This is a genomic window from uncultured Draconibacterium sp. (genome assembly GCF_913060805.1).
GTDB lineage: Bacteria > Bacteroidota > Bacteroidia > Bacteroidales > Prolixibacteraceae > Draconibacterium.
Genome location: NZ_CAJXTC010000042.1, coordinates 24,294 through 44,798, shown reverse-complemented (window position 1 = coordinate 44,798; position 20,505 = coordinate 24,294). Strand labels below are relative to the sequence as shown.

25 protein-coding genes are annotated in these 20,505 nt (G+C 40.7%); 15 read left to right on the top strand and 10 right to left on the bottom strand.

The window, feature by feature from the left end; all coding sequences use genetic code 11:
• Positions 1–767, top strand: a 767-nt coding sequence (locus QZ576_RS19505; RefSeq protein WP_297100290.1) for a ribonuclease Z, incomplete at its 5' end; no start/stop codon positions are given.
• On the opposite strand, the gene QZ576_RS19500 is transcribed toward QZ576_RS19505, so the two are convergent.
• The gene (locus QZ576_RS19500; protein WP_297100288.1) at positions 764–2,197 is read right to left on the bottom strand and encodes an ATP-dependent RecD-like DNA helicase; all 1,434 of its coding nucleotides are present in this window, start codon (positions 2,195–2,197) and stop codon (positions 764–766) included. The two genes, QZ576_RS19505 and QZ576_RS19500, sit on opposite strands and share 4 nt — an antisense overlap.
• Positions 2,198–2,289: 92 nt before the next feature.
• Between QZ576_RS19500 and QZ576_RS19495 the strand changes: the two genes are divergently transcribed.
• The 3 genes from QZ576_RS19495 to rsmD are packed head-to-tail and all read left to right on the top strand — an operon-like array spanning position 2,290 to position 4,277.
• Positions 2,290–2,922, top strand: a complete 633-nt coding sequence (locus tag QZ576_RS19495; RefSeq protein WP_297100285.1) for a hypothetical protein — start codon at positions 2,290–2,292, stop codon at positions 2,920–2,922.
• Between the two features lie 3 nt (positions 2,923–2,925).
• A complete protein-coding gene (locus QZ576_RS19490; protein WP_297100283.1) occupies positions 2,926–3,738 on the top strand; it encodes a DUF3822 family protein in 813 nt (270 codons plus the stop codon).
• Positions 3,739–3,743: 5 nt separating this feature from the next.
• A complete protein-coding gene (gene rsmD, locus QZ576_RS19485; RefSeq protein ID WP_297100280.1) occupies positions 3,744–4,277 on the top strand; it encodes a 16S rRNA (guanine(966)-N(2))-methyltransferase RsmD in 534 nt (177 codons plus the stop codon).
• 56 nt (positions 4,278–4,333) lie between these two features.
• Here rsmD and QZ576_RS19480 read toward each other — a convergent pair whose 3' ends face one another.
• Positions 4,334–4,942 (bottom strand): redoxin domain-containing protein, encoded by a 609-nt coding sequence (locus QZ576_RS19480; protein ID WP_297100277.1) that lies wholly within the window; start codon positions 4,940–4,942, stop codon positions 4,334–4,336.
• Between the two features lie 214 nt (positions 4,943–5,156).
• Between QZ576_RS19480 and pdxH the strand changes: the two genes are divergently transcribed.
• Positions 5,157–5,792 (top strand): pyridoxamine 5'-phosphate oxidase, encoded by a 636-nt coding sequence (gene pdxH, locus QZ576_RS19475; RefSeq protein WP_297100274.1) that lies wholly within the window; start codon positions 5,157–5,159, stop codon positions 5,790–5,792.
• Between the two features lie 7 nt (positions 5,793–5,799).
• On the opposite strand, the gene QZ576_RS19470 is transcribed toward pdxH, so the two are convergent.
• Positions 5,800–6,201: a hypothetical protein gene (locus QZ576_RS19470; protein WP_297100271.1), complete on the bottom strand. Its 402-nt coding sequence runs from the start codon at positions 6,199–6,201 to the stop codon at positions 5,800–5,802.
• Between the two features lie 248 nt (positions 6,202–6,449).
• Entirely contained in the window at positions 6,450–7,553 is a 1,104-nt protein-coding gene (locus QZ576_RS19465) for a DNA polymerase III subunit gamma/tau (protein WP_297100267.1), read from the bottom strand.
• Positions 7,554–7,667: 114 nt separating this feature from the next.
• On the opposite strand from QZ576_RS19465, the gene QZ576_RS19460 reads away from it, so the two are divergent.
• On the top strand, positions 7,668–8,198 hold the full coding sequence (locus QZ576_RS19460; protein WP_297100265.1) for a glutathione peroxidase: 531 nt from the start codon (positions 7,668–7,670) through the stop codon (positions 8,196–8,198).
• Here the strand turns inward: QZ576_RS19460 and QZ576_RS19455 are convergent.
• Positions 8,188–8,508 carry a hypothetical protein gene (locus QZ576_RS19455; RefSeq protein ID WP_297100262.1) on the bottom strand — a complete coding sequence of 107 codons (321 nt, stop codon included), beginning with the start codon at positions 8,506–8,508 and terminating at the stop codon, positions 8,188–8,190. The genes QZ576_RS19460 and QZ576_RS19455 overlap by 11 nt on opposite strands.
• 9 nt (positions 8,509–8,517) lie before the next feature.
• Positions 8,518–9,192 (bottom strand): GPP34 family phosphoprotein, encoded by a 675-nt coding sequence (locus tag QZ576_RS19450; protein WP_297100261.1) that lies wholly within the window; start codon positions 9,190–9,192, stop codon positions 8,518–8,520.
• Positions 9,193–9,368: 176 nt separating this feature from the next.
• Between QZ576_RS19450 and QZ576_RS19445 the strand changes: the two genes are divergently transcribed.
• From QZ576_RS19445 to yajC, 5 genes are all read left to right on the top strand, one after another.
• A complete protein-coding gene (locus QZ576_RS19445; RefSeq protein WP_297100258.1) occupies positions 9,369–10,394 on the top strand; it encodes a low specificity L-threonine aldolase in 1,026 nt (341 codons plus the stop codon).
• A 137-nt stretch (positions 10,395–10,531) separates the two neighbouring features.
• Positions 10,532–11,275 carry a rhomboid family intramembrane serine protease gene (locus QZ576_RS19440; protein ID WP_297100255.1) on the top strand — a complete coding sequence of 248 codons (744 nt, stop codon included), beginning with the start codon at positions 10,532–10,534 and terminating at the stop codon, positions 11,273–11,275.
• 174 nt (positions 11,276–11,449) lie between these two features.
• Positions 11,450–12,397: a transcription antitermination factor NusB gene (nusB, locus tag QZ576_RS19435; RefSeq protein ID WP_297100252.1), complete on the top strand. Its 948-nt coding sequence runs from the start codon at positions 11,450–11,452 to the stop codon at positions 12,395–12,397.
• Positions 12,397–12,828: a DUF1573 domain-containing protein gene (locus QZ576_RS19430; protein ID WP_297100250.1), complete on the top strand. Its 432-nt coding sequence runs from the start codon at positions 12,397–12,399 to the stop codon at positions 12,826–12,828. Before nusB ends, QZ576_RS19430 begins: the two co-directional genes overlap by 1 nt.
• 11 nt (positions 12,829–12,839) lie before the next feature.
• Positions 12,840–13,163, top strand: a complete 324-nt coding sequence (gene yajC, locus QZ576_RS19425) for a preprotein translocase subunit YajC (RefSeq protein WP_297100247.1) — start codon at positions 12,840–12,842, stop codon at positions 13,161–13,163.
• A 107-nt stretch (positions 13,164–13,270) separates the two neighbouring features.
• On the opposite strand, the gene ychF is transcribed toward yajC, so the two are convergent.
• On the bottom strand, positions 13,271–14,371 hold the full coding sequence (gene ychF, locus QZ576_RS19420) for a redox-regulated ATPase YchF (protein WP_297100244.1): 1,101 nt from the start codon (positions 14,369–14,371) through the stop codon (positions 13,271–13,273).
• Between the two features lie 167 nt (positions 14,372–14,538).
• Between ychF and QZ576_RS19415 the strand changes: the two genes are divergently transcribed.
• The 4 genes from QZ576_RS19415 to QZ576_RS19400 all read left to right on the top strand — a co-directional run bounded on the left by QZ576_RS19415 (position 14,539) and on the right by QZ576_RS19400 (position 16,874).
• A complete protein-coding gene (locus QZ576_RS19415; protein ID WP_297100242.1) occupies positions 14,539–15,285 on the top strand; it encodes a hypothetical protein in 747 nt (248 codons plus the stop codon).
• 47 nt (positions 15,286–15,332) lie between these two features.
• A complete protein-coding gene (locus QZ576_RS19410) occupies positions 15,333–15,881 on the top strand; it encodes an RNA polymerase sigma factor (RefSeq protein WP_297100239.1) in 549 nt (182 codons plus the stop codon).
• A gap of 93 nt (positions 15,882–15,974) precedes the next feature.
• Positions 15,975–16,385 carry a hypothetical protein gene (locus QZ576_RS19405; RefSeq protein WP_297100236.1) on the top strand — a complete coding sequence of 137 codons (411 nt, stop codon included), beginning with the start codon at positions 15,975–15,977 and terminating at the stop codon, positions 16,383–16,385.
• Between the two features lie 6 nt (positions 16,386–16,391).
• A complete protein-coding gene (locus QZ576_RS19400) occupies positions 16,392–16,874 on the top strand; it encodes a hypothetical protein (RefSeq protein ID WP_297100232.1) in 483 nt (160 codons plus the stop codon).
• Between the two features lie 55 nt (positions 16,875–16,929).
• Here QZ576_RS19400 and QZ576_RS19395 read toward each other — a convergent pair whose 3' ends face one another.
• The 3 genes from QZ576_RS19395 to QZ576_RS19385 form a co-directional block, all read right to left on the bottom strand.
• Complete coding sequence (locus QZ576_RS19395) at positions 16,930–17,220, bottom strand: hypothetical protein (RefSeq protein ID WP_297100229.1); 291 nt, start codon at positions 17,218–17,220, stop codon at positions 16,930–16,932.
• A 129-nt stretch (positions 17,221–17,349) separates the two neighbouring features.
• A complete protein-coding gene (locus QZ576_RS19390; RefSeq protein WP_297100226.1) occupies positions 17,350–18,903 on the bottom strand; it encodes a sulfatase in 1,554 nt (517 codons plus the stop codon).
• Positions 18,904–18,912: 9 nt separating this feature from the next.
• Entirely contained in the window at positions 18,913–20,460 is a 1,548-nt protein-coding gene (locus QZ576_RS19385) for an arylsulfatase (protein ID WP_297100223.1), read from the bottom strand.
• Positions 20,461–20,505: the final 45 nt, after the last annotated feature.

Below are 20,505 nucleotides of genomic sequence, written 5' to 3'. Positions count from 1 at the left end.
AGATCAGTTTCAGCAAAATCAGGCATATTTTTATTTCGCATTTACATGGCGACCATTATTACGGATTAATTGGTTTGTTATCGACTATGAATCTGCTGGGGGTAAAAAGCGATGTGCACATTTATGCCCCATCGGAATTAAAAACGCTCATACAGCCTCAACTCGATTTTATTCGCGGAGAAATGAGCATAAAACCCATTTTTCATCCGCTAAACCTGAAAAAACCACAAACAGTATTCGAGAATAAAAACATCGAAGTACTTTCGTTTCCGGTAAAACACAGCATTCCAACTGTAGGTTTCCTGTTCCGTGAAAAGCCCAAACAAGCCAATATTAAAAAGGAAATGATTAAGGCCTACAATATCCCTCTTGCAAAAATTAAGGATATTAAAGCAGGAGCCGATTTTGAAACGGAAGACGGAAGATTAATTCCAAACGAAAAGCTGACGACTCCGCCACCAAAACCAAAATCGTATGCATTTTGCACCGACACGGCTTTTCATCCGCCCCTTGCAGAAATAATTGAAGGCGTTGATTTATTGTACCACGAAGCTACATTTTTGGAAGAGCTAAAAGATTTGGCTGGAAAAACTCTCCACTCCACTGCACGCCAGGCAGCAGAAATGGCAAAATTAAGCAAGGCGTCAAAACTACTGATCGGTCATTTTTCAAGCCGTTTTAAAAATTTAGAGGACTTTAAAACCGAGGCCCGGGAAGTTTTTAAGAATACAGAACTGGCAATAGAAGGGAAAAAGTACATGATCTAACTTCCTTCTTCCCCATCAAAAAATCCTTTATCGAAATTTACCAAATACAATTTTTCAGTTGGCCGCGTAAAAGCCGTGTATAACCAACGGTAATACTCGGTGTCCAGCATGTCTTCCACCAGGTAACCATGATCGACAAAAACAGCTTTCCACTGCCCGCCCTGCGCTTTATGGCAAGTTAAGGCATAGGCATATTTTACCTGCAAAGCATTAAAATACGGATTCTCCTTAATCTTTTTCCAACGCTCCTTTTTATTCCGAATGTCGAGGTAATCTTCAGAAACGGCATTGAATAACTCGCGGTTCCGCTCTGAAGAAAAAGATGCTGTTTCAATGCTCAGCGTTTCCAAAAAGATTTTACAGTCGAGTTCAACATCTTCGTAGTCAACAAAACGCAAACACACATCAGCAAACCGGAATCCGTACAATTCTTCGTATCCGTAAATCGATATGATTTCGGCAATATCGCCGTTGGCAATAAAATCAAGTTTATCATCCTCGCCGGGCCAGAAATAGTTGTTTTTTACGACCATCACTAAATCGCCCCGCTCAATTTCATTCTCCTTGTAAAGAATGGAGCCACGAATTCCTTTATTAAAAAGATTGGCACGTTTATTCGACCGGGTAACCACAGTTGTATCGAAAAAACCATATTTATCGTAACACGACGAAATTGTTTCAATCAAATCACCTCCCGAAATACGCTCAACATCAGGAAAATTTTCTGTATCGATCGGGAAAAATCCTTCGTAGTGCTGCTCGGCAATAAGGTTTCGCATTTCGGTAGCATTGGTTAAAACGCCCGAACCTTCTGCCTGGCGAACTACTTCTTTCAGTTCCACTTCGGAAACCGAAAATCCATATTGTTCCAAACTAAAAGCTTCAAGTGCAGGGCTTATATTTAATCCTACAGGCGTTAACTGTGCGGTATCGCCAACTAAAACAAGGTGACAATTCTCGCCCGAATAAACGTATTGGAGTAAATCATCGAGTAAACGTCCGCTCCCAAAAACAGCATTCTCACTCATTTCGTTCGATATCATTGAAGCCTCATCAACAATAAAATAGGTGTTCTTGTACAAGTTTTTATTCAACACAAAACGCCCCATTCCATCGGATGCTGACTGCTGTCGGTATATTTTTTTATGGATGGTAAAAGCCGACATTCCGGAGTAAGAAGCCATAACTTTTGCTGCACGTCCGGTTGGCGCCATTAAAACGGAACGAATTTTGAGGGATAGCAAACATTGTGTCAACGAATAAAGCATGGTTGTTTTTCCCGTTCCGGCATAGCCTTTAATCAACATTATCCGATCGGGCTCAGCGACGGAGATAAATTCAGCCAAAGTGTCGATTAAACGCGTTTGACATTTTGTTGGCGGGAAGCCCAATTTCTCGGTTAATATGGCTTTTAAGTGTTTTTTGATCATACCAGCTAAAATAACAGAAGGTAAAAGAAGCTAATTTATTTTTTTTTTTAAATTTGCAGGCAAACGAAAAATGAACTTATAAAAAAATAAAAATGAGAACCGTAATTCAGATTGTACTTTTCCTTGTAGCCGTTGTGCTTACTTATTTAATCTACCAAAGTATTCAGCGCCCAATAGAATTTGATAAAGCAAAAGATGTGCGCTACGAAGCAACTGTTGCAAAGTTAAAAGATATTCGTAAAGCTGAATTGGCCTACAAAGATATTTATGGCCAGTTTACAGGAAGTTGGGATACTTTGATCTCTTTTGTAACACACGACTCGGTTAGAAACGTAAGAGCTATCGGCGAATTGACTGACAGTATGATCGAAGCTAAAATTACTGAGAAAAAAGCGATTGAAATGGGACTTATCATTCGTGATACTGTAAAAGTTGGAGTTATCGACGCACTTTTCGGTGGTAACTACGATGCAAACAGTTTGCGTTACGTTCCTGTTCCTGGCGAGCCAACAGAGTTCCACCTGGGAGCTACAATCATTACTACCGGTTCTGGTATTAAGGTTCCTGTTTTTGAAGCAAAAGTACATAACAACGTTGTTTTAAGAGGTTTAGATGAACAATTGATCATCAATCTGAACGATCAGCGCAGAACAAACGAAAAATACCCGGGTTTAAAAGTTGGATCGTTGGTTGAGACAAACAATAATGCGGGTAACTGGGAATAAACCATGCATGAATTTGTAGACGAAACGTTTCAATCGGAAACTTCCGGCGAAAAAATATTATCCATTCAGGCTAGCCTGAATGGATTTTCTTTTTCTATTGTTTGCCCCAATCAAAACAAACTACTCTATTTTAAAGACATTTCGCTAAAAATAAGTAACGAGAACTTATTGGCGAGGCATTTCGAATCGTTGTTTGCCGAGGAAACCATTCTTCAGAACAACTTTGAGAAAATATTTCTCGTTTACCATTCCCAAAATTTCACCTTGGTTCCTGAACAGCTGTTTCAGAACCGGATTGACGAAGACATTACTCCCCTGCTTTTTGAACAGAACGAGCAGACAAGCTGGATCAACAACAAAATTGCCCAACTTGAGGGAGAATTACTTTTTGCAATTCCTGAAAGTTTTCAGCAGGCAATAAACAAACGATTGCCTTCAGCACAAATCATTCATCCGCTACATCGAATTATTGAGCAAACCGATATTTCAGAAGCCGACTCAAAACTTCTGCTCCTTTTCGATACCGATCATTTTTCATTGGCACTGTACAATCAAAACGAATTAAAACTGATCAACAACTTCAGTTTTAAACATCCGAACGATGTGGTTTATTTTGTACTTACGGTTCTGCGCCAGTTTGGTATTTCGGCAAAAGATATTAAGGTGCAATACGCTGGAAATACACAAGCCCACGCCGGGCTGGAGGCTGTACTTCAAAAGCATTTCCCGCAATCGGCACCAATAAAAGCCGGCATTGCATTTCCGCCTTTTATCGACAAAGCGCTTATTACAAAAAATATTAGTCTATTTTTGTAGTTCATATGAGAATTATCGGAGGTACATTTAAAGGAAGGATTTTTCATCCGGGCAAGAAATTTAAAGCCCGGCCAACAACCGACATTGCAAAAGAGAGCTTGTTCAATATTCTTGAAAACCGTTATGAGTTTTCGAATAAGAATGTATTGGATCTTTTTTCGGGAACGGGAAGTATGGGCTACGAATTCTTAAGCAGAGGCTGTTTAAGCGCCACGTTGGTTGAAACGCACTTTCCTCACTATAAATTTATTTTGGAAGTAATAGAGGCCCTTAAAATTGATAATGCGAAGGTTTTTAAAGCCGATGCATTTAAGTTTGTACAAAAAACACCCGATAGCTTCAATATTATTTTTGCCGACCCGCCATTCGATCATCCAAAGTTTAAAGAAGTGCCGGATGCTGTTTTGAATACAGATATTTTGGCACCTGAAGGAGTTTTTATTCTGGAACACCCGAAAGAATTTGATTTCTCGTCGCACGACTGTTTTAAAGAGCTGCGAACTTACGGAAAAGTAAATTTCAGTTTCTTCGAGAAATAAAAAAACTCCCATCCGTTACAGATGAGAGTTGCCTTATTAAATAATCAAAGCTTAAACTAGTCTACTTTACGCTTAATCCCGCAACCTAAAGGTTTTGTTTCGGCAATGGCAATGTTTTTGTCATTCCCTAAACTTACAAGCGCTTCTTTTAAATACGCTTGTTTAACGCCTTCAGCATCTTTGTAGTTATCATCAATTGCCCCTTTGTAAGCCAGTTTCATATCGCCATCAAATAAAAACACATGCGGCGTTGTCTGCCCACCAAAAGCATTGGCAATTTTACTTTCTTTGTCTACCACGTAATTAAAGTTGTATCCTTCGGCTTCAGCCTTCTTTTTCATCTCATCGAAACTGTCAGCTCCGTCGCGTTTCTGATAATTCGAGTTCAACACGATCATTCCAACATCATTGTTATCGGCCCACTCTTTCACCTCGTTAAAACGGTCTTCCCAGGCCATAACAAATGGGCAAGTATTACACGAAAACATCACCAAAAGTCCATTTTCCTCAGCGGCATCACTTAATGATATTTCGGTTCCTGATACATCTTTCATTTTTACATCGGTGTGAACAGCTTTATCGCCTATTGCCAATTGTTTTCCGTCTCCGGCAAAAGCAACATTCACACTCAAAAGAATTCCTAAAATAAAAGCTAATTTTTTCATACGGCTATAATTTAAAGTTAAAACGGTTTTGTAGTCCTGCCGGTTGAAGACAGGTTATCTAACTAACTTAAAAGACATAGTTGTCTTTTATTTTAGAACAACGCGATAAATAAATGGTTCAGTAGATGGAAAACATGTAAACAAAACAGGGCGTTTGTCGTTATGCTGCAAACAATTTTAGGCATAATTACGCGAATAGAAACCGCATAGGACAATGAAACTAGATAGCATAAGAAGAGAATACCGATACGCAGCTTTAACCAAACAAAGTGTAGCTGCATCGCCCATCGATCAGTTTAAAGGCTGGATAAACGACGCGCAACAAGCCAACGTAAACGATTTTTCGGCCATGAGTCTGATTACCGCCGAAGCCGGTGGTTTTCCACAATCGCGAATTGTGCTGCTAAAAGATATCTCGGCTGACGGTTTTACTTTCTTCACGAATTACGACAGCCAAAAAGGAAAAGCCATTGAAAGCAACAATAAAGTTGGGCTACATTTCTTTTGGCCGGAACTGGAGCGCCAAGTGCGCATTGATGGTGTTGCAGAAAAGGTATCAAGAGAAGCTTCGGCACAGTACTTTAATTCTCGCCCATTGGAAAGCCAGATTGCAGCTTGTGCTTCGGCTCAGAGCGCCGTATTAACATCACGCAGCAAACTGGAAGAACAGTTTAAATCGTTGCAAAATGCTTTACAAGGCGACCATCCTGAATGCCCCGAGAATTGGGGCGGCTATCTTGTACGTCCTGTAAAAATGGAATTTTGGCAAGGTCGCGAAAGCCGCCTCCACGACCGTATTGTTTACGAGCTGGTTGAAAACGATTGGAAAATAAAGCGCCTTTCTCCCTGAATTTCGATTAAAAGTCGAGGTTTAAAGTCCGTTTCAGCAAGGCCAGGTTTGGATTCTTTTTAGCCATTTCCTGGTACTTTTCAATATCTGAATAAATCACTTTCTCGCGCTTAATATCCGAAACCACTGTTTTTAGGTTGATATTCGAGTTGCGCAATTCTTTTCGCAGGTACGAAACTAATTCTGGTTTTATATTTACCAGCAACTCATCCTGAATCCGGTTATCAACTTCCAGCAACAAAGTCCAGTCTTCCTGAATAGTAGGCAAAATCGACAAAGTGGCTTTCAAACTCGGGCGATCATCCAAACGCGGCAAAAATTCTTTCCACTTTTCTTCCAACTGCTCGGCAGTAAACGATTCTGTTTCGTCTGCCTTTGAATAAAGATCAAACTGCTCTTTCGACGACATTTGTTTTTTCTCATCGCCAAAGTCGCCTTTCAGCGCTCTTTTTATCGAGGTTGTTCCCAGCCCGCGACTTAAACGTTTTACTAATCTTTTTGGTGGAGTTGCCGGAGCAGAACTTACCGCTTGTTCCGTTTGAGTATTTTGTTGTTGAGGCGATTTTACCGGCTGACTTTTGGGTTGAGCTGCAAGCTTTTCGTCGGGCAGATCTTTGCCCGAAAAAATAGGCTCAAGAATGTCATCCTGACCTTCAGCTATTTTTTTTTTAAGGTTAGCTGTGCTATCCGAATCAATGCCAGCTCAATGAGCAGACGTTTGTTTTGGCTCGTTTTGTACTGTATATCGCAGGTGTTGGCAATTTGCATTGCATCGAGCAAAAAGTCGCTTTCGGTAGCTGCAGCCTGCGAGCGGTAGCGTTCTTTAATATCGCCACCAACTTCCAGCAGTTGTATTGTTACCGCATCTTTGCAAACCAGCAAATCTCGGAAATGGCTACTCAGCCCGGTAATAAAATGATGTCCGTCAAAACCGTGGTTCAGGATATCATTAAAAATCACCATTACCTCGGTTACATTGTTTTTCAGGAACTCATCAACCAAACGGAAATAGTAATCGTAGTCCAACACATTCAGGTTGGTAATTACATCCTGGTAGGTGATCTTTTTCCCCGAGAAACTTACGATCTGGTCGAAAATTGAAAGTGCATCACGCATGGCACCATCGGCTTTTTGCGCAATAATATTCAATCCTTCGCCTTCCACTTCAACACTTTCGCTTTTGGCTACATATTCCAAATGCTCCGAAATATCAGCAACGCCAATCCGGTTAAAATCAAAAATCTGACAACGCGAAAGAATGGTTGGAATAATCTTATGTTTTTCGGTAGTTGCCAATATAAAAATGGCATGTTTTGGCGGCTCTTCCAGTGTTTTCAGGAAAGCGTTAAAAGCTTGCGACGACAACATGTGAACCTCATCGATGATGTACACGCTGTACTTCCCCATTTGAGGCGGTACACGCACCTGGTCGGTCAGGTTTCGGATATCGTCAACCGAGTTATTCGAGGCGGCATCTAATTCGTGAATATTAAACGAACGACTACTGTTAAACGAAGTACACGACTCGCATTCGTTGCAAGCTTCGGTATCGTCGGTAAGGTTCGTGCAGTTTATTGTTTTAGCAAAAATACGCGCACAAGTAGTTTTCCCCACACCACGCGGCCCGCAAAACAAGTAGGCATGCGCCAACTGATTGCTTTTAATGGCATTCTTTAGCGTGTTGGTAATCGATGCTTGTGCAACAACCGTCTGAAACGAGTCCGGTCTGTATTTTCGTGCTGATACAATAAAATTCTCCATAGTCACTTTAGAAGTTGACCAAAGATAATTAAATATGCCTTTTTAGCAGCGTTTTTTTATTAACATCGAAACTGTTATTTTTAGAACGGTTTGATAGTGAAAAGCTTACTAATTATGAGAAAATATATCTTTTTCGTTCTGCTCTTTTGCACCACTTCGGTTGTGGCCCAATATAAAACATTGTACGACTTTTCGGCCCAGACAATTGATGGCGACACTTTACATTTTTCGAGCCTAAAAGGCAAAAAAGTGCTGATTGTAAATACGGCATCGGAGTGTATGTTAACACCTCAGTACGAAAAGCTGCAGGAACTTTACGAAGAATATGGCGGCGATGATTTTGAGATTGTTGCTTTTCCGTGTAACGACTTTGGCAAGCAGGAACCGGGCGACAACGAAACGATAAAAACATTTTGCGAGCAATACCCGATCAGTTTTACACTGATGGAAAAAATCTCGATAAAAGACGATCCCCCTCCGGTTTATCGTTGGTTAATGAGCAGTGAAGAAAATGGGGTGCTGGATGCAAAAGTCTGGTGGAATTTTCAAAAGTTTATGATTGACGAAGAAGGAAAAGTGGTTGATTTTGTAGGACCACCTAAGAGTCCGTTAAGCGACAAAATAATTAACTGGCTTAACGAGTAGAATTTTTGTTAAAATACTTTCCGGGAGCTTTTGATTTTGTTGGTACTTTTCCGTGGATATTCCCACCCCGCCACTCGGTGCGGCTTTTGTGTTTATTAAAGCTGATCGATTTGTCCGTTTTGCCAAATTCCTGTCTGAAATATTCATATGAATAAAGCGGAATGAAAACCACAAAAAATACGATCAGTCCACCAATTAGCCACGGACGGGTGTTAACGGGCGTAAACAAATGAATGAACAAGGCCACCAGTTCGACAAACAAAACAACCGGTCCGGAAATGATTAGTACTATCTTTTTCAGCTTTTCCATGATACGAATTTAACTTGTTGCAACCGAACTGGCAGCTGCAGTAACAGCCACCGATGCAGCAATGGCTTGCGACGCGGCAATAGCATCGGCAACTGCACCCGACACCCTGTTTTTAACCATCATTTGTTTTAGTCTTTCGCGGGCTTGTTTCCGCTTTTTACGATCTTGATAGATGATTCGCAATATGGCAGCAGATTCTAAAAACGACAGAAAGATCAATTCATCTTCGGCTGTTGTGCCTTTAAAAATCTGGTTATCAATTTCGGAAATCAATCGGTACATCACCTGCTTGTTCAAAACAACCGGTTTCTTCCATTTGAAAAACAAGAAACTTTTATCTTCCAATCGTATCAGTCGTTTTGCAACCAATCCTTTTTGCACTTCGCTTCGGATATATTTTTGCGAATAATTGAGTTTACTAATCCAGGTTGAAATCTTTTTGGGCGATTTTGCCTGACTCATTTTCCCAAGCACAAACCGATGCAATTCGTTATCCGATTTCGTAGAAAGCACTACTACCTTCTTTCCTTCAAATTTAATTTTCTTCTCCAGGTACAAATCCATCAGCAGTGTGCCAATAACCACAAAATGCATTGCCGAGACTGATCCCGAACGAATTCCTCCTTTTTCAGGATGAATACCAAGAAAATAAATCTTTTGAGCTAAAGGAATTGGCTGATCCATATAATATTAAATTTTTTCTTGCTTAATTCGTACGATAATTTTAGTTAAAGTTACAAATAAACCAACTGATTCTGCAAAGTTGCTACCCGATTCCGACTGATTGAATTTCCATAAACTTCGTTGGAAGTAGCGAATCAGCGAATTTGCAGCGGTCAGCTTTTAGAGAATTCAACGATATGTTTAAAGGATTTGCAAGCGATAATAATTCAGGCGTTCATCCGGCTATTTTAAAAGCCATGGAAGCCGCCAACCAAGGACACGTTGTGGGTTATGGCAACGACCCGTTTACGGCTAAAGCCATCGATATTTTCAAAGAGAAGTTTGGTGCCGCCACCGAGGTATTTTTTGTTTTTAACGGCACCGGTGCCAATGTGTTGAGTTTATCAACGCTTACCCAAAGTTTTAATTCGGTAATTTGTGCCGAAACGGCGCATATTCAGGAAGACGAGTGTGGTGCGCCGGAAAAATTCACCGGCTGCAAACTCATTCCGGTGGAGCCGGTAAACGGAAAAGTTACGCCCGAAGCCGTACTGCCCCATTTTAAAGGTTTTGATTTTGAACATCACTCGCAGCCCAAAGTAATTTCCATTTCGCAGGTAACTGAGATGGGAACAGCCTACACGCCCGAAGAAATAAGAACACTGGCAGAGCTCGCGCATAAACACAACATGTATTTGCATATGGACGGCGCCCGAATTGCCAATGCTGCCGTTGCGCTCGATATGGATTTTCGTGAGTTTACGGTAGATTGTGGTGTTGACGTGCTGTCGTTTGGTGGTACAAAAAACGGAATGATGATGGGAGAAGCAGTCCTGTTTTTTAATCCGGAGTTGACAAAACAAACCAAGTACCTGCGCAAACAAAGCATGCAGTTGTACTCGAAAATGCGTTTTGTAGGTGCACAGTTTATTGCCTACCTGGAAAACGACCTTTGGAAAGAAACGGCATCGCACTCGAATAAAATGGCGAAGTTACTGGAAGCTGAAGTAGCCAAAATTCCGGAGATAAAAATTACACAACCGGTTTCGGCAAATGGTATTTTTGCTATCGTTCCGAAAGAAATTATTGAGCCGCTGCGCGAACGTTTCTTCTTTTATATGTGGGACGAAATGTTGTCGGAAGTGCGCTGGATGACATCGTTTGACACTACTGAAGATGAAATTTATGATTTCGTGAAGTTGATTAAAGAGTTGCTGAAATAATTTTCTGTCATTTCGAAGGAGGCACGACTGAGAAATCTGTTTCAATTGAGGGAGATTTCTCCTCATTCTTCGTCGAAATGACAACTCAATTTGTCGGTTCTCTTCATATAGAGAAATTATTTAATGTAAATACATAAATGCCACTATTTCGATACTATCCGAGCAACCCGCAATACCTGGATCCGGAGATGGAGAAAAAGATCTTTTTCCACAGCCTCCTGTTTCCGGCCATCTTTGTTATGCTCTTATGGATGGTGAAAATAATAGAGCTAACCTCAGGATTGAGTTTTGTGGAATTTGGCATTTTCCCGCGGCACATAAACGGGCTGCAAGGAATTCTCTTCTCCCCTTTTATTCACTCCGATTTTAGCCACTTAATTTCCAATTCGCTGCCGTTTTTTATACTGGGTTTTATGCTCATTTATTTTTACCGCCGCATTTCGTACCGCATCTTTTTCCTGCTGTATATTTTATCGGGTATCAGCACCTGGATTATGGGGCGCGAAGCCTGGCACATTGGCGCCAGCGGTGTTGTTTATGCATTGGCTGCCTTTCATTTTGTTAGCGGAATTATTCGCTCCGATGTGCGTTTGTTAACCCTTTCAGCAATTGTGGTTTTTCTTTATGGCGGACTGGTTTGGGGACTGCTGCCCATTCGTCCCGAAATTTCGTGGGAAGGCCATTTATCGGGAGCCATATTTGGCGTGGCACTGGCCTTTTATTACCGGAAATACATCGTCAGGCGCGAGAAATTCGATTGGGAAGATGAACCCGACGATGACGAGGATGATGATTTTACCGACAACACCGGAGAAATAGTTTTTTCAGAATCAACTTTTACTCAAAGTGACGACCACAAAGATGATGATCAGCCAAAATAATAATCAAAGCAGGAATTAAGGTATTACTTTTAATCAGCGCAAATCCGCAAAATCAACGTCATCAGCGTTCCCTCTCTTCACATTAAAATAACGTAGTTCATTTGCATTCTTTTCTGTGCAGGGATTCAAAAAAAGATGTAATTTTGCACCGAAATTATACGAAGTTCATTAAAAATGATTAGCAGAAGGATTATCCGCACAAAGGTCTTACAAGTATTGTACGCCTATTACTCCACCGACGAGAAATCGATCAACAACACAGAGAAAGAACTGTTCTTTTGTATCCACAAAGCTTACGACCTTTACCACTACCTGCTGGCGCTGGTACCCGAAATTGCAGATTATGCAGAGGGCCGTATCGAAATCAGAAGAAATAAACATCAGCCAACACACGAAGATCTGAATCCCAACACCAAGTTTATTACCAACCAGGTTATTCAGCAGTTGCGTAACAACAACAAACTGAATACTTATGTGGATCAGAAAAAACTGAGCTGGAAAGATCATCCGGAGCTAATTAAGGAATTGTACCTGATGATGATTGAGTCGGATATTTACGAAGAGTACATGGCCGACAAAAATCGTTCGTACCTGAACGACCGCAAGTTCATTGAGAAACTTTTCAATAAGATCATCCTTATTTCGGAAGATCTGTATATGGTTCTCGAAGAACAAAGCATTTACTGGAACGATGATGTGGAGTTTGTAATTTCGATGATCTCGAAAACGCTGCGTCGTTTCAACGAACTTTCCGATTCGGAGCAGTCGCTTATGCCGATGTTTAAAGACCAGGAAGACCGCGATTTTACTAAAGATCTTTTGCGTAAATCAATCATCAATCACGATGAGCTGCGCGAATTGATTAAAGAACATTCGCGTAACTGGGATGTGGAACGCATTGCTTTTATGGACATTCTGATTATGCAACTGGCAATTACCGAGTTCCTGTATTTCCCGACGATTCCAACAAAAGTGTCGTTGAACGAATACATCGAACTGTCGAAGTTTTACAGCACCGAAAAAAGCCGCAATTTTATCAACGGAATTCTGGATAAAACGCTGAAAGACTTAAAACGTACCGAAAAAATCAGTAAAGAAGGACGCGGATTGATTGGCGAATAATGCACAAACTGGCTTTCATATTTTTGATTATTGTTTTGGTTTCGTGCGAAGCCAACAAAGGCAATAGTAACGATCAAAAACAAACGACTGAAAAATTGGCTCCAACCGAAATTTCAGTTGATGAAGCCGTTCATAATTTTGGGCAGTTAAAAGCCGGCGAAATTGTTTTACACACCTTTGTTTTAACGAATACCGGCGATAGCGATTTTATAATTGAAAGCCTTGAAACCGACTGTGGCTGCGTAACAACACATTTTAACGAACAACCGGTAAAACCAGGAGAAACCACTTTAATTGAAGTTGAATTTAACACCGCCGGATTGGTTGGACGAGAATACAAAACAATTGAAGTACTTGGAAATAGCAAAGAATTAAAACATTTAGCTATTTTTGCCCAAGTTGATAACGAACTTATTGATATTAAATATTAAAAATTAGTGATATGTTGAATTCGATTTTATTAATGATGCAGCCACAAGAAGGTGCTGATGCCAATCCTTTAATGAGCTTTTTGCCATTGTTGCTGATCATCGTAGTATTTTACTTTTTTATGATCCGCCCACAGGTAAAACGCCAAAAAGAAACACGTAAGTTTCGCGAGAGCTTACAAAAAGGCGACAAAGTAGTTACAACCGGTGGTATTTACGGAAAAGTAGTAAAGATTGAGGAAACAGTAATACAACTGGAAATTTCGAAAGATGTTGTAATTAAAGTTGACAAAAACGGTATTGTAAAAGATATGAGCGACGTACAACCACAAAAGTAAGACGCTCCGTAACCTTCCAAGAAGAAGGAAAAAATAAAAGGCGTGAAAGATTTACTTTCACGCCTTTTATTTTTCTTCGAACTTCGGTCTTCTGACTTCAGGCTTTTTTATACATTAAACCTGAAGTGCATTATATCGCCATCGGTTACGACGTATTCTTTTCCTTCGATCGACATTTTACCAGCTTCTTTACAAGCCAGCTCCGATCCTAAAGTTACAAAGTCGTTGTATTTGATCACCTCGGCACGAATAAATCCTTTCTCAAAATCAGAGTGGATCACTCCCGCTGCCTGTGGTGCTTTACTTCCTTTGTGGTAAGTCCATGCGCGCACTTCTTTTACTCCGGCTGTAAAATAGGTTTCCAGCTGAAGCAATTTGTAGGCTGATTTAATCAGTTTGCTTACGCCGGCTTCTTTCAATCCAAGGTCGTCCAAAAACATTTGGCGCTCCTCAAAATCATCCAGTTCGGCAATATCGGCTTCGGTTGCTGCTGCAATCATCAGCATTTCCGAATTCTCATCTTTAATGGCTTCTTTTACTGCTTCAACGTGTGCATTTCCTTTAATAACGGCAGGTTCGTCAACATTACAAACATACAGAATAGGTTTGTTTGTCAGCAATTCAAGGCTTTTTACAGCTGCTGCATCCGACGGATCAACCTCAACAGTACGTGCCGATTTTCCTTCCATCAAAACCTCTTTGTATTTCGAAAGGATGCGGAACATACGTTTGGCTTCCGGATCGTTTCCGGTACGTGCCTGTTTTTCAACTTTAGCAATGCGGCTTTCAACGGTCTCCAGGTCTTTCAACTGAAGTTCAATATCAATGGTTTCCTTGTCGCGCACCGGATTGATTGTTTCGTCGACGTGCGTAATATTTTCGTTTTCGAAACAACGCAACACGTGAATAATCGCATCGGTTTCGCGAATATTACCAAGGAATTTGTTACCTAAACCTTCTCCTTTACTTGCCCCGCGAACCAAACCGGCGATATCAACAATTTCAACCGTTGTTGGAACCACTCGTTGCGGTTTTACCAATTCCTCTAATTTTGTTAATCTATCATCGGGCACAGTTATCACCCCTAAGTTGGGTTCGATTGTACAAAAAGGGAAATTTGCTGATTGTGCTTTTGCACTCGACAAACAATTAAACAGTGTTGATTTTCCGACATTTGGCAAACCAACAATACCACATTTCAAAGCCATTTTACTTATTTAAAAATTGCGGTGCAAAGGTAATTTTTTTTTGCTATTTTAAGATTGATGTTTTAGCATACTTTTTCGTTAATAAAACGGGGCTTATTGTATATTTTACAAGGTGAATATTCGTTTTTTATAAAATCAGTAATTACATTTGTGTAAACATTTAACTTATGATACTACGACATCTATCAATTGACTGTGTAATTTTCGGCTTTAAAGACAACAAACTTTGTGTTCTTCTTTGGCAATCGGATTCGGAAGTTGCCAAGCGTTTTTTTAGCGAAAAAGACAACTACGAGGACGTTGAAGTCCTGTTTACCGAAAACCCAATGCATACCGAACAAAATTATTGGGGTTTAATTGGATCTCACTTACCCGAAGAAGAAGACATTGACGAGTACGCCAAGTTTATTTTATCGAAAAGTACGGGCCTCGAAAATGTCTACCTCAACCAGGTAAAAACTTTCGGAAAAGTAAAACGTGTACCTTTCTCGCGCGTTTTAACCACAGCCTATTACGCCATTATCAACCCGGAATATCACGATTTGCGCCAGTCAGAAATGGCAAAAGTGCTAAACTGGTTCGAAATCGATAAACTTCCGAAACTGGTTTTCGACCATGAACTAATTATCGGAGAAGCTTTGAAAAAATTACGTGCCGAGGTAAAATATCATCCGGTTGGATTTCAGATGTTACCCGACAAATTTACACTTACCGAACTGCAGACCTTGTACGAAGTAATTCTGGATACCACGCTCGACACGCGCAATTTCAGAAAGAAAATTCAGAATATGGGATTGCTGATCGATACCGGCGAAAAACAAACCAACGTTGCACACCGGGCGGCAAAACTGTATTCGTTCGATCTTGATGTTTACAACAAATTAAAAGAAGAAGGATTAAACTTCAGAATCTGAAAATTTTTTAAACCTTTACCGGCAGATAATGTCTGATTGGTAGCTTCATGCAAGGGACTGATAAAAATATCATCGCCGAACTAAAGGATGTAAACAAGCGCGATCTTGCTTTTCATCAGCTGGTAACCACTTACCAGGAGCGATTGTATTGGCATATCCGAAAAATTGTGATGAACCATGACGATGCCGATGATGTTTTGCAGAATACCTTTTTAAAAGTGTGGCGCAGCATCGATAATTTTCGCGAAGAGTCGAGCCTTTTTACGTGGTTATACCGCATTGCCACCAACGAATCGATAACGTTTATCAATTCGAAAAAGAAAAAGAGCTTTATGCCGATGAACGATGCCAGCGAGTTTTTAATGGATAATCTTACTTCCGATCCTTATTTCGAAGGAGATGAAATTCAGTTAAAACTTCAGAAAGCAATTTTGCGTTTACCGGAGAAGCAACGTATTGTTTTTAATATGAAATATTTTGATGATTTGAAATACGATGAAATGTCTGAAATCCTCGACACATCGGTTGGAGCGTTAAAAGCATCTTATCATCATGCAGCCAAAAAAATTGAAGATTACTTAAAAAGCACAGATTAATAGTTTGTTTTTAAACCTTTTAAATAAGATATAGTCAATAGTTAAAATGCCGCAATGGAAGAATTAAAGAACATAGCACCAAATTTGTCGAAAATGAAGAAGGAGAACGCCTTTGGCACTCCGAAGCATTATTTCGACGATTTTTCCGCACGCATACAAATGCAAATTGAAGCGGAAAAAAATGTGGCCGACAAAAAGGAATTTAAAATTATTACGATTTTAAAACCTGCACTTGGTCTTGCTGCCAGTTTTGCTATCATATTCATGCTGGTATATATACCAATAAAAACTTTTATCCCACAGGAACAGGTTATTGAAACTACGGCTTCAGCGAACTATTCCGATAATGAAATGCATTCTATTTTGGAGGGTCTCGACGAATCGTCATTCTTCTCATTACTGAGTAACGACGATAACGACGAAACATTTAGCGACGATGACTTAATTGCATACGTTAGCTCCAATTTTAGCGCATACGAAATTTTTGAATATACCCAAGAGTAGAGTAAAATGAGACAGCTATTTACAGTACTAATACTAGGATTGTTGATCTTTTCCCAATCACAGGCAACAGCACAAGACAACAGAAATAACAACGACAACAACGATCGCTGGGAACGTTACCGCAACGAAAAGGTAGCCTTTTTCACCACAAATCTTGATTTCACTCCGGAAGAAGCGCAAAAGTTTTGGCCGGTTTATAATCAAATGGAAAAAGAAATGGGCGAATTTCAGCAGAAACGCCACGAGCTGGAAGATAAGGTTCGGAATGTGGATGAAAACCTGTCGAATAAGGAGTTGACAAAACTAACCCGCGAACATGTTGCGATCGGAAAAACGGAGGCTGAGGTAAGAGAGAAATACAACGAAGAATTTCTGAAAATTTTACCACCGCTAAAAGTTATAAAACTTTACAAAGCGGAATATGAATTTCGAATTTACATGTTCCGTAAATACCGCGATCGGAACCGGGGAAATAACGACGATAGTTAAGCATAAAAAAAGACAGGCCAAAAACCTGTCTTTTTTATGCAATATAATTTATGAATTAAATGCCTTTAAACCAATCCTGAAAATAGCTTCCTACCCAGGGAACTTCTTTTTGTTCGCCGTTAATTGCACCAATCAAACTTATTACCCAGAACACGAAAGTTATAATCCAGCCAAAAATATTTACTACAGGAATAAAAGAAATAACTGCCGAAAATAGCCAGATGCCCAATGTTTGCCTAATATAATAACTTGCCAGTTCATCTCTGTCACTCGAGTTTAAAACCAGTGCGATAATCCAGCCCACCCAGGTAATGTGCGCAACAATTGCTTTTGTTTTTCCATCCATATTATTTGAGTTTTAAAATGTAATTAAATGTAAGGATTTCTTTCCGTTCACAAAACAAAATAGATAACTGATGTTTTTCCCTCGACAAAGTGGCTAAAATGGTTTCGTTTTCTGTATTGTGAATTTGCACTACTCCAACCAATAGTTAGCCAGAATGTTTTGCATTACCGGATATTTTTCATCGGTATCGTCGTATTGATCGCGCAATCTGAGCAGATCCTCTTTCATTTGACTTATGATGCTTGCATATTCCGGATCGGCGTATGCATTGTGCAGTTCTTTCGGATCTTTCTGTAAATCGTAGAATTCCCAGGCAGGTTCGGTAGTTTGTTCTTCCGCACCTTTCATCCCTAATCCCTGGCCATAAAAAAATGCCAGTTTGTAACGTTCGTTTCGGATGCCAAAATGCCCCGGCCGTTTTACCAAATGCAACCAGTAACGGTAATACATCGAGGTTCTCCAGTTTTCAGGAGTGTTGCCTTTCAGGTTCTCACGGAAACTTTCTCCTTCTACAAATTCGGGAGTTTCAACACCTGCATAATCGGCTAGTAAAGCCGCAAAATCAATATTTAGAATAATATCGTCGATCCTGTTTCCACCGTTCAATTCTTTCGGATAGCGAATTACAAACGGCATACGAAGCGATTCTTCGTAAATCAGGCGTTTATCAAAAAATCCGTGCTCTCCCAAAAAATATCCCTGGTCGGCTGTGTAAATAACCACTGTGTTTTCAGCCAATCCGGATTCGTCCAGATAATTAAGAAGTTTTCCAATGTTATCATCGAGGGCGGCGCCACTACGAATAAAATCTTTTACCAGCTTTTGATAGGTTTTCTGTCGCTGCTCTTTCTCATTTAAACCGTCAATCGAAAATGGCAATTCGGGGTATTGTGCCCAGTAATCGGCATTACGCGTATTCTCCAAATATCGGTCGCGCAACGATTCAAGAGTTTGCCCGGAGAAAGTTCTGCCTGTTGTTTGGGGTCCGGCATCATACAATGATTCGGGCTCAGGAATTTCCACGCTATCCAATAAGTGCTTGAAGCGATCGGGAAAATCAAATGGCTCGTGCGTGGCCTTAAAATTGCACATCAGCATAAACGGTTTTGTTTTGTCGCTGTTTTTCATCCAGTCGATTCCCAACTGCGAAATTACGTCGCTCGAAAAACCTTTGTATTCTTTTCCGCCGCCGTAACCGTCTCCCCAATTTTCTTTTGTTTTTAGAATCGGGTCCCAGTAACGCCCCTGCCCCGGCAGCACATTAAAATAATCGAAACCTGCAGGCTGTGTTTTCAAATGCCACTTGCCAATTATTGCCGTTTGATAGCCGTTTTTCTGCAAAACCTTGGCAATGTTCATACTGTCGGGCGACAAGGCATCAGCTAGCGTGTAAACACCGTTGTGCTGACTGTAACGCCCCGTTAAAATGGCTGCGCGACTTGGCGTACAAATGGAATTGGTGCAAAAACAATTGTCGAGTACAACACCTTCGTCGGCCAATCGACTGATATTTGGCGTGTGAACCACATCTTTTAAAATTCCGCCATAAACTCCCCAAGCCTGAGAAGTATGGTCGTCACTCAGAATAAATAAAATATTGGGGCGTTGCTCCTCTTTTGCTTTCTCCGTTTTGCATGCCGAGAACAAAACAAGTAATATTATAAGGTATTGTAGTTTTTTCATAATTAGGTTTTAGTTTTCGTCCACTCCTTTATATTCCAGTCTCCAATCTTTGATCAACTCATTTGATGTACGATCATCCTTCGGAAAGTTCGGGCTGTACAACAAAGTCTCTGATCGCTGAACAAGTTTCCCATCTTTTACAAAACCTTCTCCCCTTTCGCTTAAATGATCGACCATCTTTTGGCGCCAGTTTTCTATTTCTGCTGAATTTGAAGAAGACAGATCGTTTTGCTCCCCGGGATCCGACTTCAGGTTAAAAAGCTGCTCTTGCCCGGTTCTGAAAAACCAGATATATTTCCAGGTGCCATTAGTTAAAGCACACCAGTAGTTCTCATCGCTGTATGTTGTTGCATGTTCAAGGTCGATGTAGTTTCGCCATGCTGTTTGCGGATTTTTTATCAACTCCAAAACGGATAAACCATCCATATCATCAGGAATTTCTTCTCCGGCAGCATCTAAAAATGTTGGAAGGAAATCGCGTAGTTCAGTAACGTGTTCCAATTTCGATCCGGGCGCCAATTTCCCTTCAAGCGATTCGGGCCATTTCACAATAAAAGGAATATTCGACGAGCCTTCGTAGGCATAAGTTTTTCGCCAGTGGTAGTGGTCACCCAGCATGTCGCCATGGTCGGAAGTGAAACAAATAAGTGTATTTTCATACATCCCCTTATCTTTTAGGGTTTGAATGATCTTTCCAACCATTTCATCAATAAAAGTTATGTTGGCATAATAATGTCGACGGCTTTCAATGGCATGTTCAACACCAAAATCGCCAAAAGCAGCTTCTTTATCACCTGCAACACCTTCGTACTTTTCATCCCAGTCACCTAGATACGGCGCCGGAATCGGAGCATCTTTATACATATCGAGAAAACGTTGCGGCGGATCGTACGGACTGTGTGGACGTGCAAATGATACTTTTAAGAAAAGTGGTTTATCCTGATTGAAATTTTCTATTAACTCAACCGCTGTTTGACCGGTCCAGTAGGATGGGTGCAGATTTTCATCGAGCTGGTAAACACCTGAGCGGTGTTCGTTCCAACCAATTCCTGTTTTGTCAGGATCTTCGCCCGGAGCCTGCAACTTAAACCAATCGCGGTAATCGCTAACAAATCCATCCTGCTCAACGCGGCCACTTTCATCCACCAAAGTTCCGTGAAATCCATGTAAAGCTTTCTGTGGAAACCAGTGCATTTTACCAATACCAAAAGTGTAATAACCGGCTTCGCGAAGCATGCGTGGCATTTCGTATTTGTATTTACGAGCTACACGGCCGTAGCCTAACATTCCGTGATGCCATGGCGACAAACCGGTAAGCAAACCTGCACGAGCCGGCGTACAACTGGGCACCGACGAATAGGCATTTACAAAGGTAGCCCCGGTCTCAGCAAGCTTATCGATATTAGGTGATATTACCGCTGCATTACCCATGCATCCCAGTGCATCGGCGCGTTGCTGGTCAGTAATAATAAAAATAATGTTGGGCTGTGATCCTTTTTCGGCAGCGTTGATTGCCACTGCCAGAACCAAAAAAATGAGTACAAACAGATGTTTCATAGATTAGATTTATGCTACAAATCTAATCATGAAATTTCATCTATC

Bases quoted from the DNA above. Each gene is read 5' to 3' on its own strand.
- QZ576_RS19500 (WP_297100288.1), bottom strand. From the start codon at position 2,197: ATGATCAAAAAACACTTAAAAGCCATATTAACCGAGAAATTGGGCTTC.
- QZ576_RS19495 (WP_297100285.1), top strand. From the start codon at position 2,290: ATGAGAACCGTAATTCAGATTGTACTTTTCCTTGTAGCCGTTGTGCTT.
- QZ576_RS19490 (WP_297100283.1), top strand. From the start codon at position 2,926: ATGCATGAATTTGTAGACGAAACGTTTCAATCGGAAACTTCCGGCGAA.
- rsmD (WP_297100280.1), top strand. From the start codon at position 3,744: ATGAGAATTATCGGAGGTACATTTAAAGGAAGGATTTTTCATCCGGGC.
- QZ576_RS19480 (WP_297100277.1), bottom strand. From the start codon at position 4,942: ATGAAAAAATTAGCTTTTATTTTAGGAATTCTTTTGAGTGTGAATGTT.
- pdxH (WP_297100274.1), top strand. From the start codon at position 5,157: ATGAAACTAGATAGCATAAGAAGAGAATACCGATACGCAGCTTTAACC.
- QZ576_RS19470 (WP_297100271.1), bottom strand. From the start codon at position 6,201: ATGTCGTCGAAAGAGCAGTTTGATCTTTATTCAAAGGCAGACGAAACA.
- QZ576_RS19465 (WP_297100267.1), bottom strand. From the start codon at position 7,553: ATGGAGAATTTTATTGTATCAGCACGAAAATACAGACCGGACTCGTTT.
- QZ576_RS19460 (WP_297100265.1), top strand. From the start codon at position 7,668: ATGAGAAAATATATCTTTTTCGTTCTGCTCTTTTGCACCACTTCGGTT.
- QZ576_RS19455 (WP_297100262.1), bottom strand. From the start codon at position 8,508: ATGGAAAAGCTGAAAAAGATAGTACTAATCATTTCCGGACCGGTTGTT.
- QZ576_RS19450 (WP_297100261.1), bottom strand. From the start codon at position 9,192: ATGGATCAGCCAATTCCTTTAGCTCAAAAGATTTATTTTCTTGGTATT.
- QZ576_RS19445 (WP_297100258.1), top strand. From the start codon at position 9,369: ATGTTTAAAGGATTTGCAAGCGATAATAATTCAGGCGTTCATCCGGCT.
- QZ576_RS19440 (WP_297100255.1), top strand. From the start codon at position 10,532: ATGCCACTATTTCGATACTATCCGAGCAACCCGCAATACCTGGATCCG.
- nusB (WP_297100252.1), top strand. From the start codon at position 11,450: ATGATTAGCAGAAGGATTATCCGCACAAAGGTCTTACAAGTATTGTAC.
- QZ576_RS19430 (WP_297100250.1), top strand. From the start codon at position 12,397: ATGCACAAACTGGCTTTCATATTTTTGATTATTGTTTTGGTTTCGTGC.
- yajC (WP_297100247.1), top strand. From the start codon at position 12,840: ATGTTGAATTCGATTTTATTAATGATGCAGCCACAAGAAGGTGCTGAT.
- ychF (WP_297100244.1), bottom strand. From the start codon at position 14,371: ATGGCTTTGAAATGTGGTATTGTTGGTTTGCCAAATGTCGGAAAATCA.
- QZ576_RS19415 (WP_297100242.1), top strand. From the start codon at position 14,539: ATGATACTACGACATCTATCAATTGACTGTGTAATTTTCGGCTTTAAA.
- QZ576_RS19410 (WP_297100239.1), top strand. From the start codon at position 15,333: ATGCAAGGGACTGATAAAAATATCATCGCCGAACTAAAGGATGTAAAC.
- QZ576_RS19405 (WP_297100236.1), top strand. From the start codon at position 15,975: ATGAAGAAGGAGAACGCCTTTGGCACTCCGAAGCATTATTTCGACGAT.
- QZ576_RS19400 (WP_297100232.1), top strand. From the start codon at position 16,392: ATGAGACAGCTATTTACAGTACTAATACTAGGATTGTTGATCTTTTCC.
- QZ576_RS19395 (WP_297100229.1), bottom strand. From the start codon at position 17,220: ATGGATGGAAAAACAAAAGCAATTGTTGCGCACATTACCTGGGTGGGC.
- QZ576_RS19390 (WP_297100226.1), bottom strand. From the start codon at position 18,903: ATGAAAAAACTACAATACCTTATAATATTACTTGTTTTGTTCTCGGCA.
- QZ576_RS19385 (WP_297100223.1), bottom strand. From the start codon at position 20,460: ATGAAACATCTGTTTGTACTCATTTTTTTGGTTCTGGCAGTGGCAATC.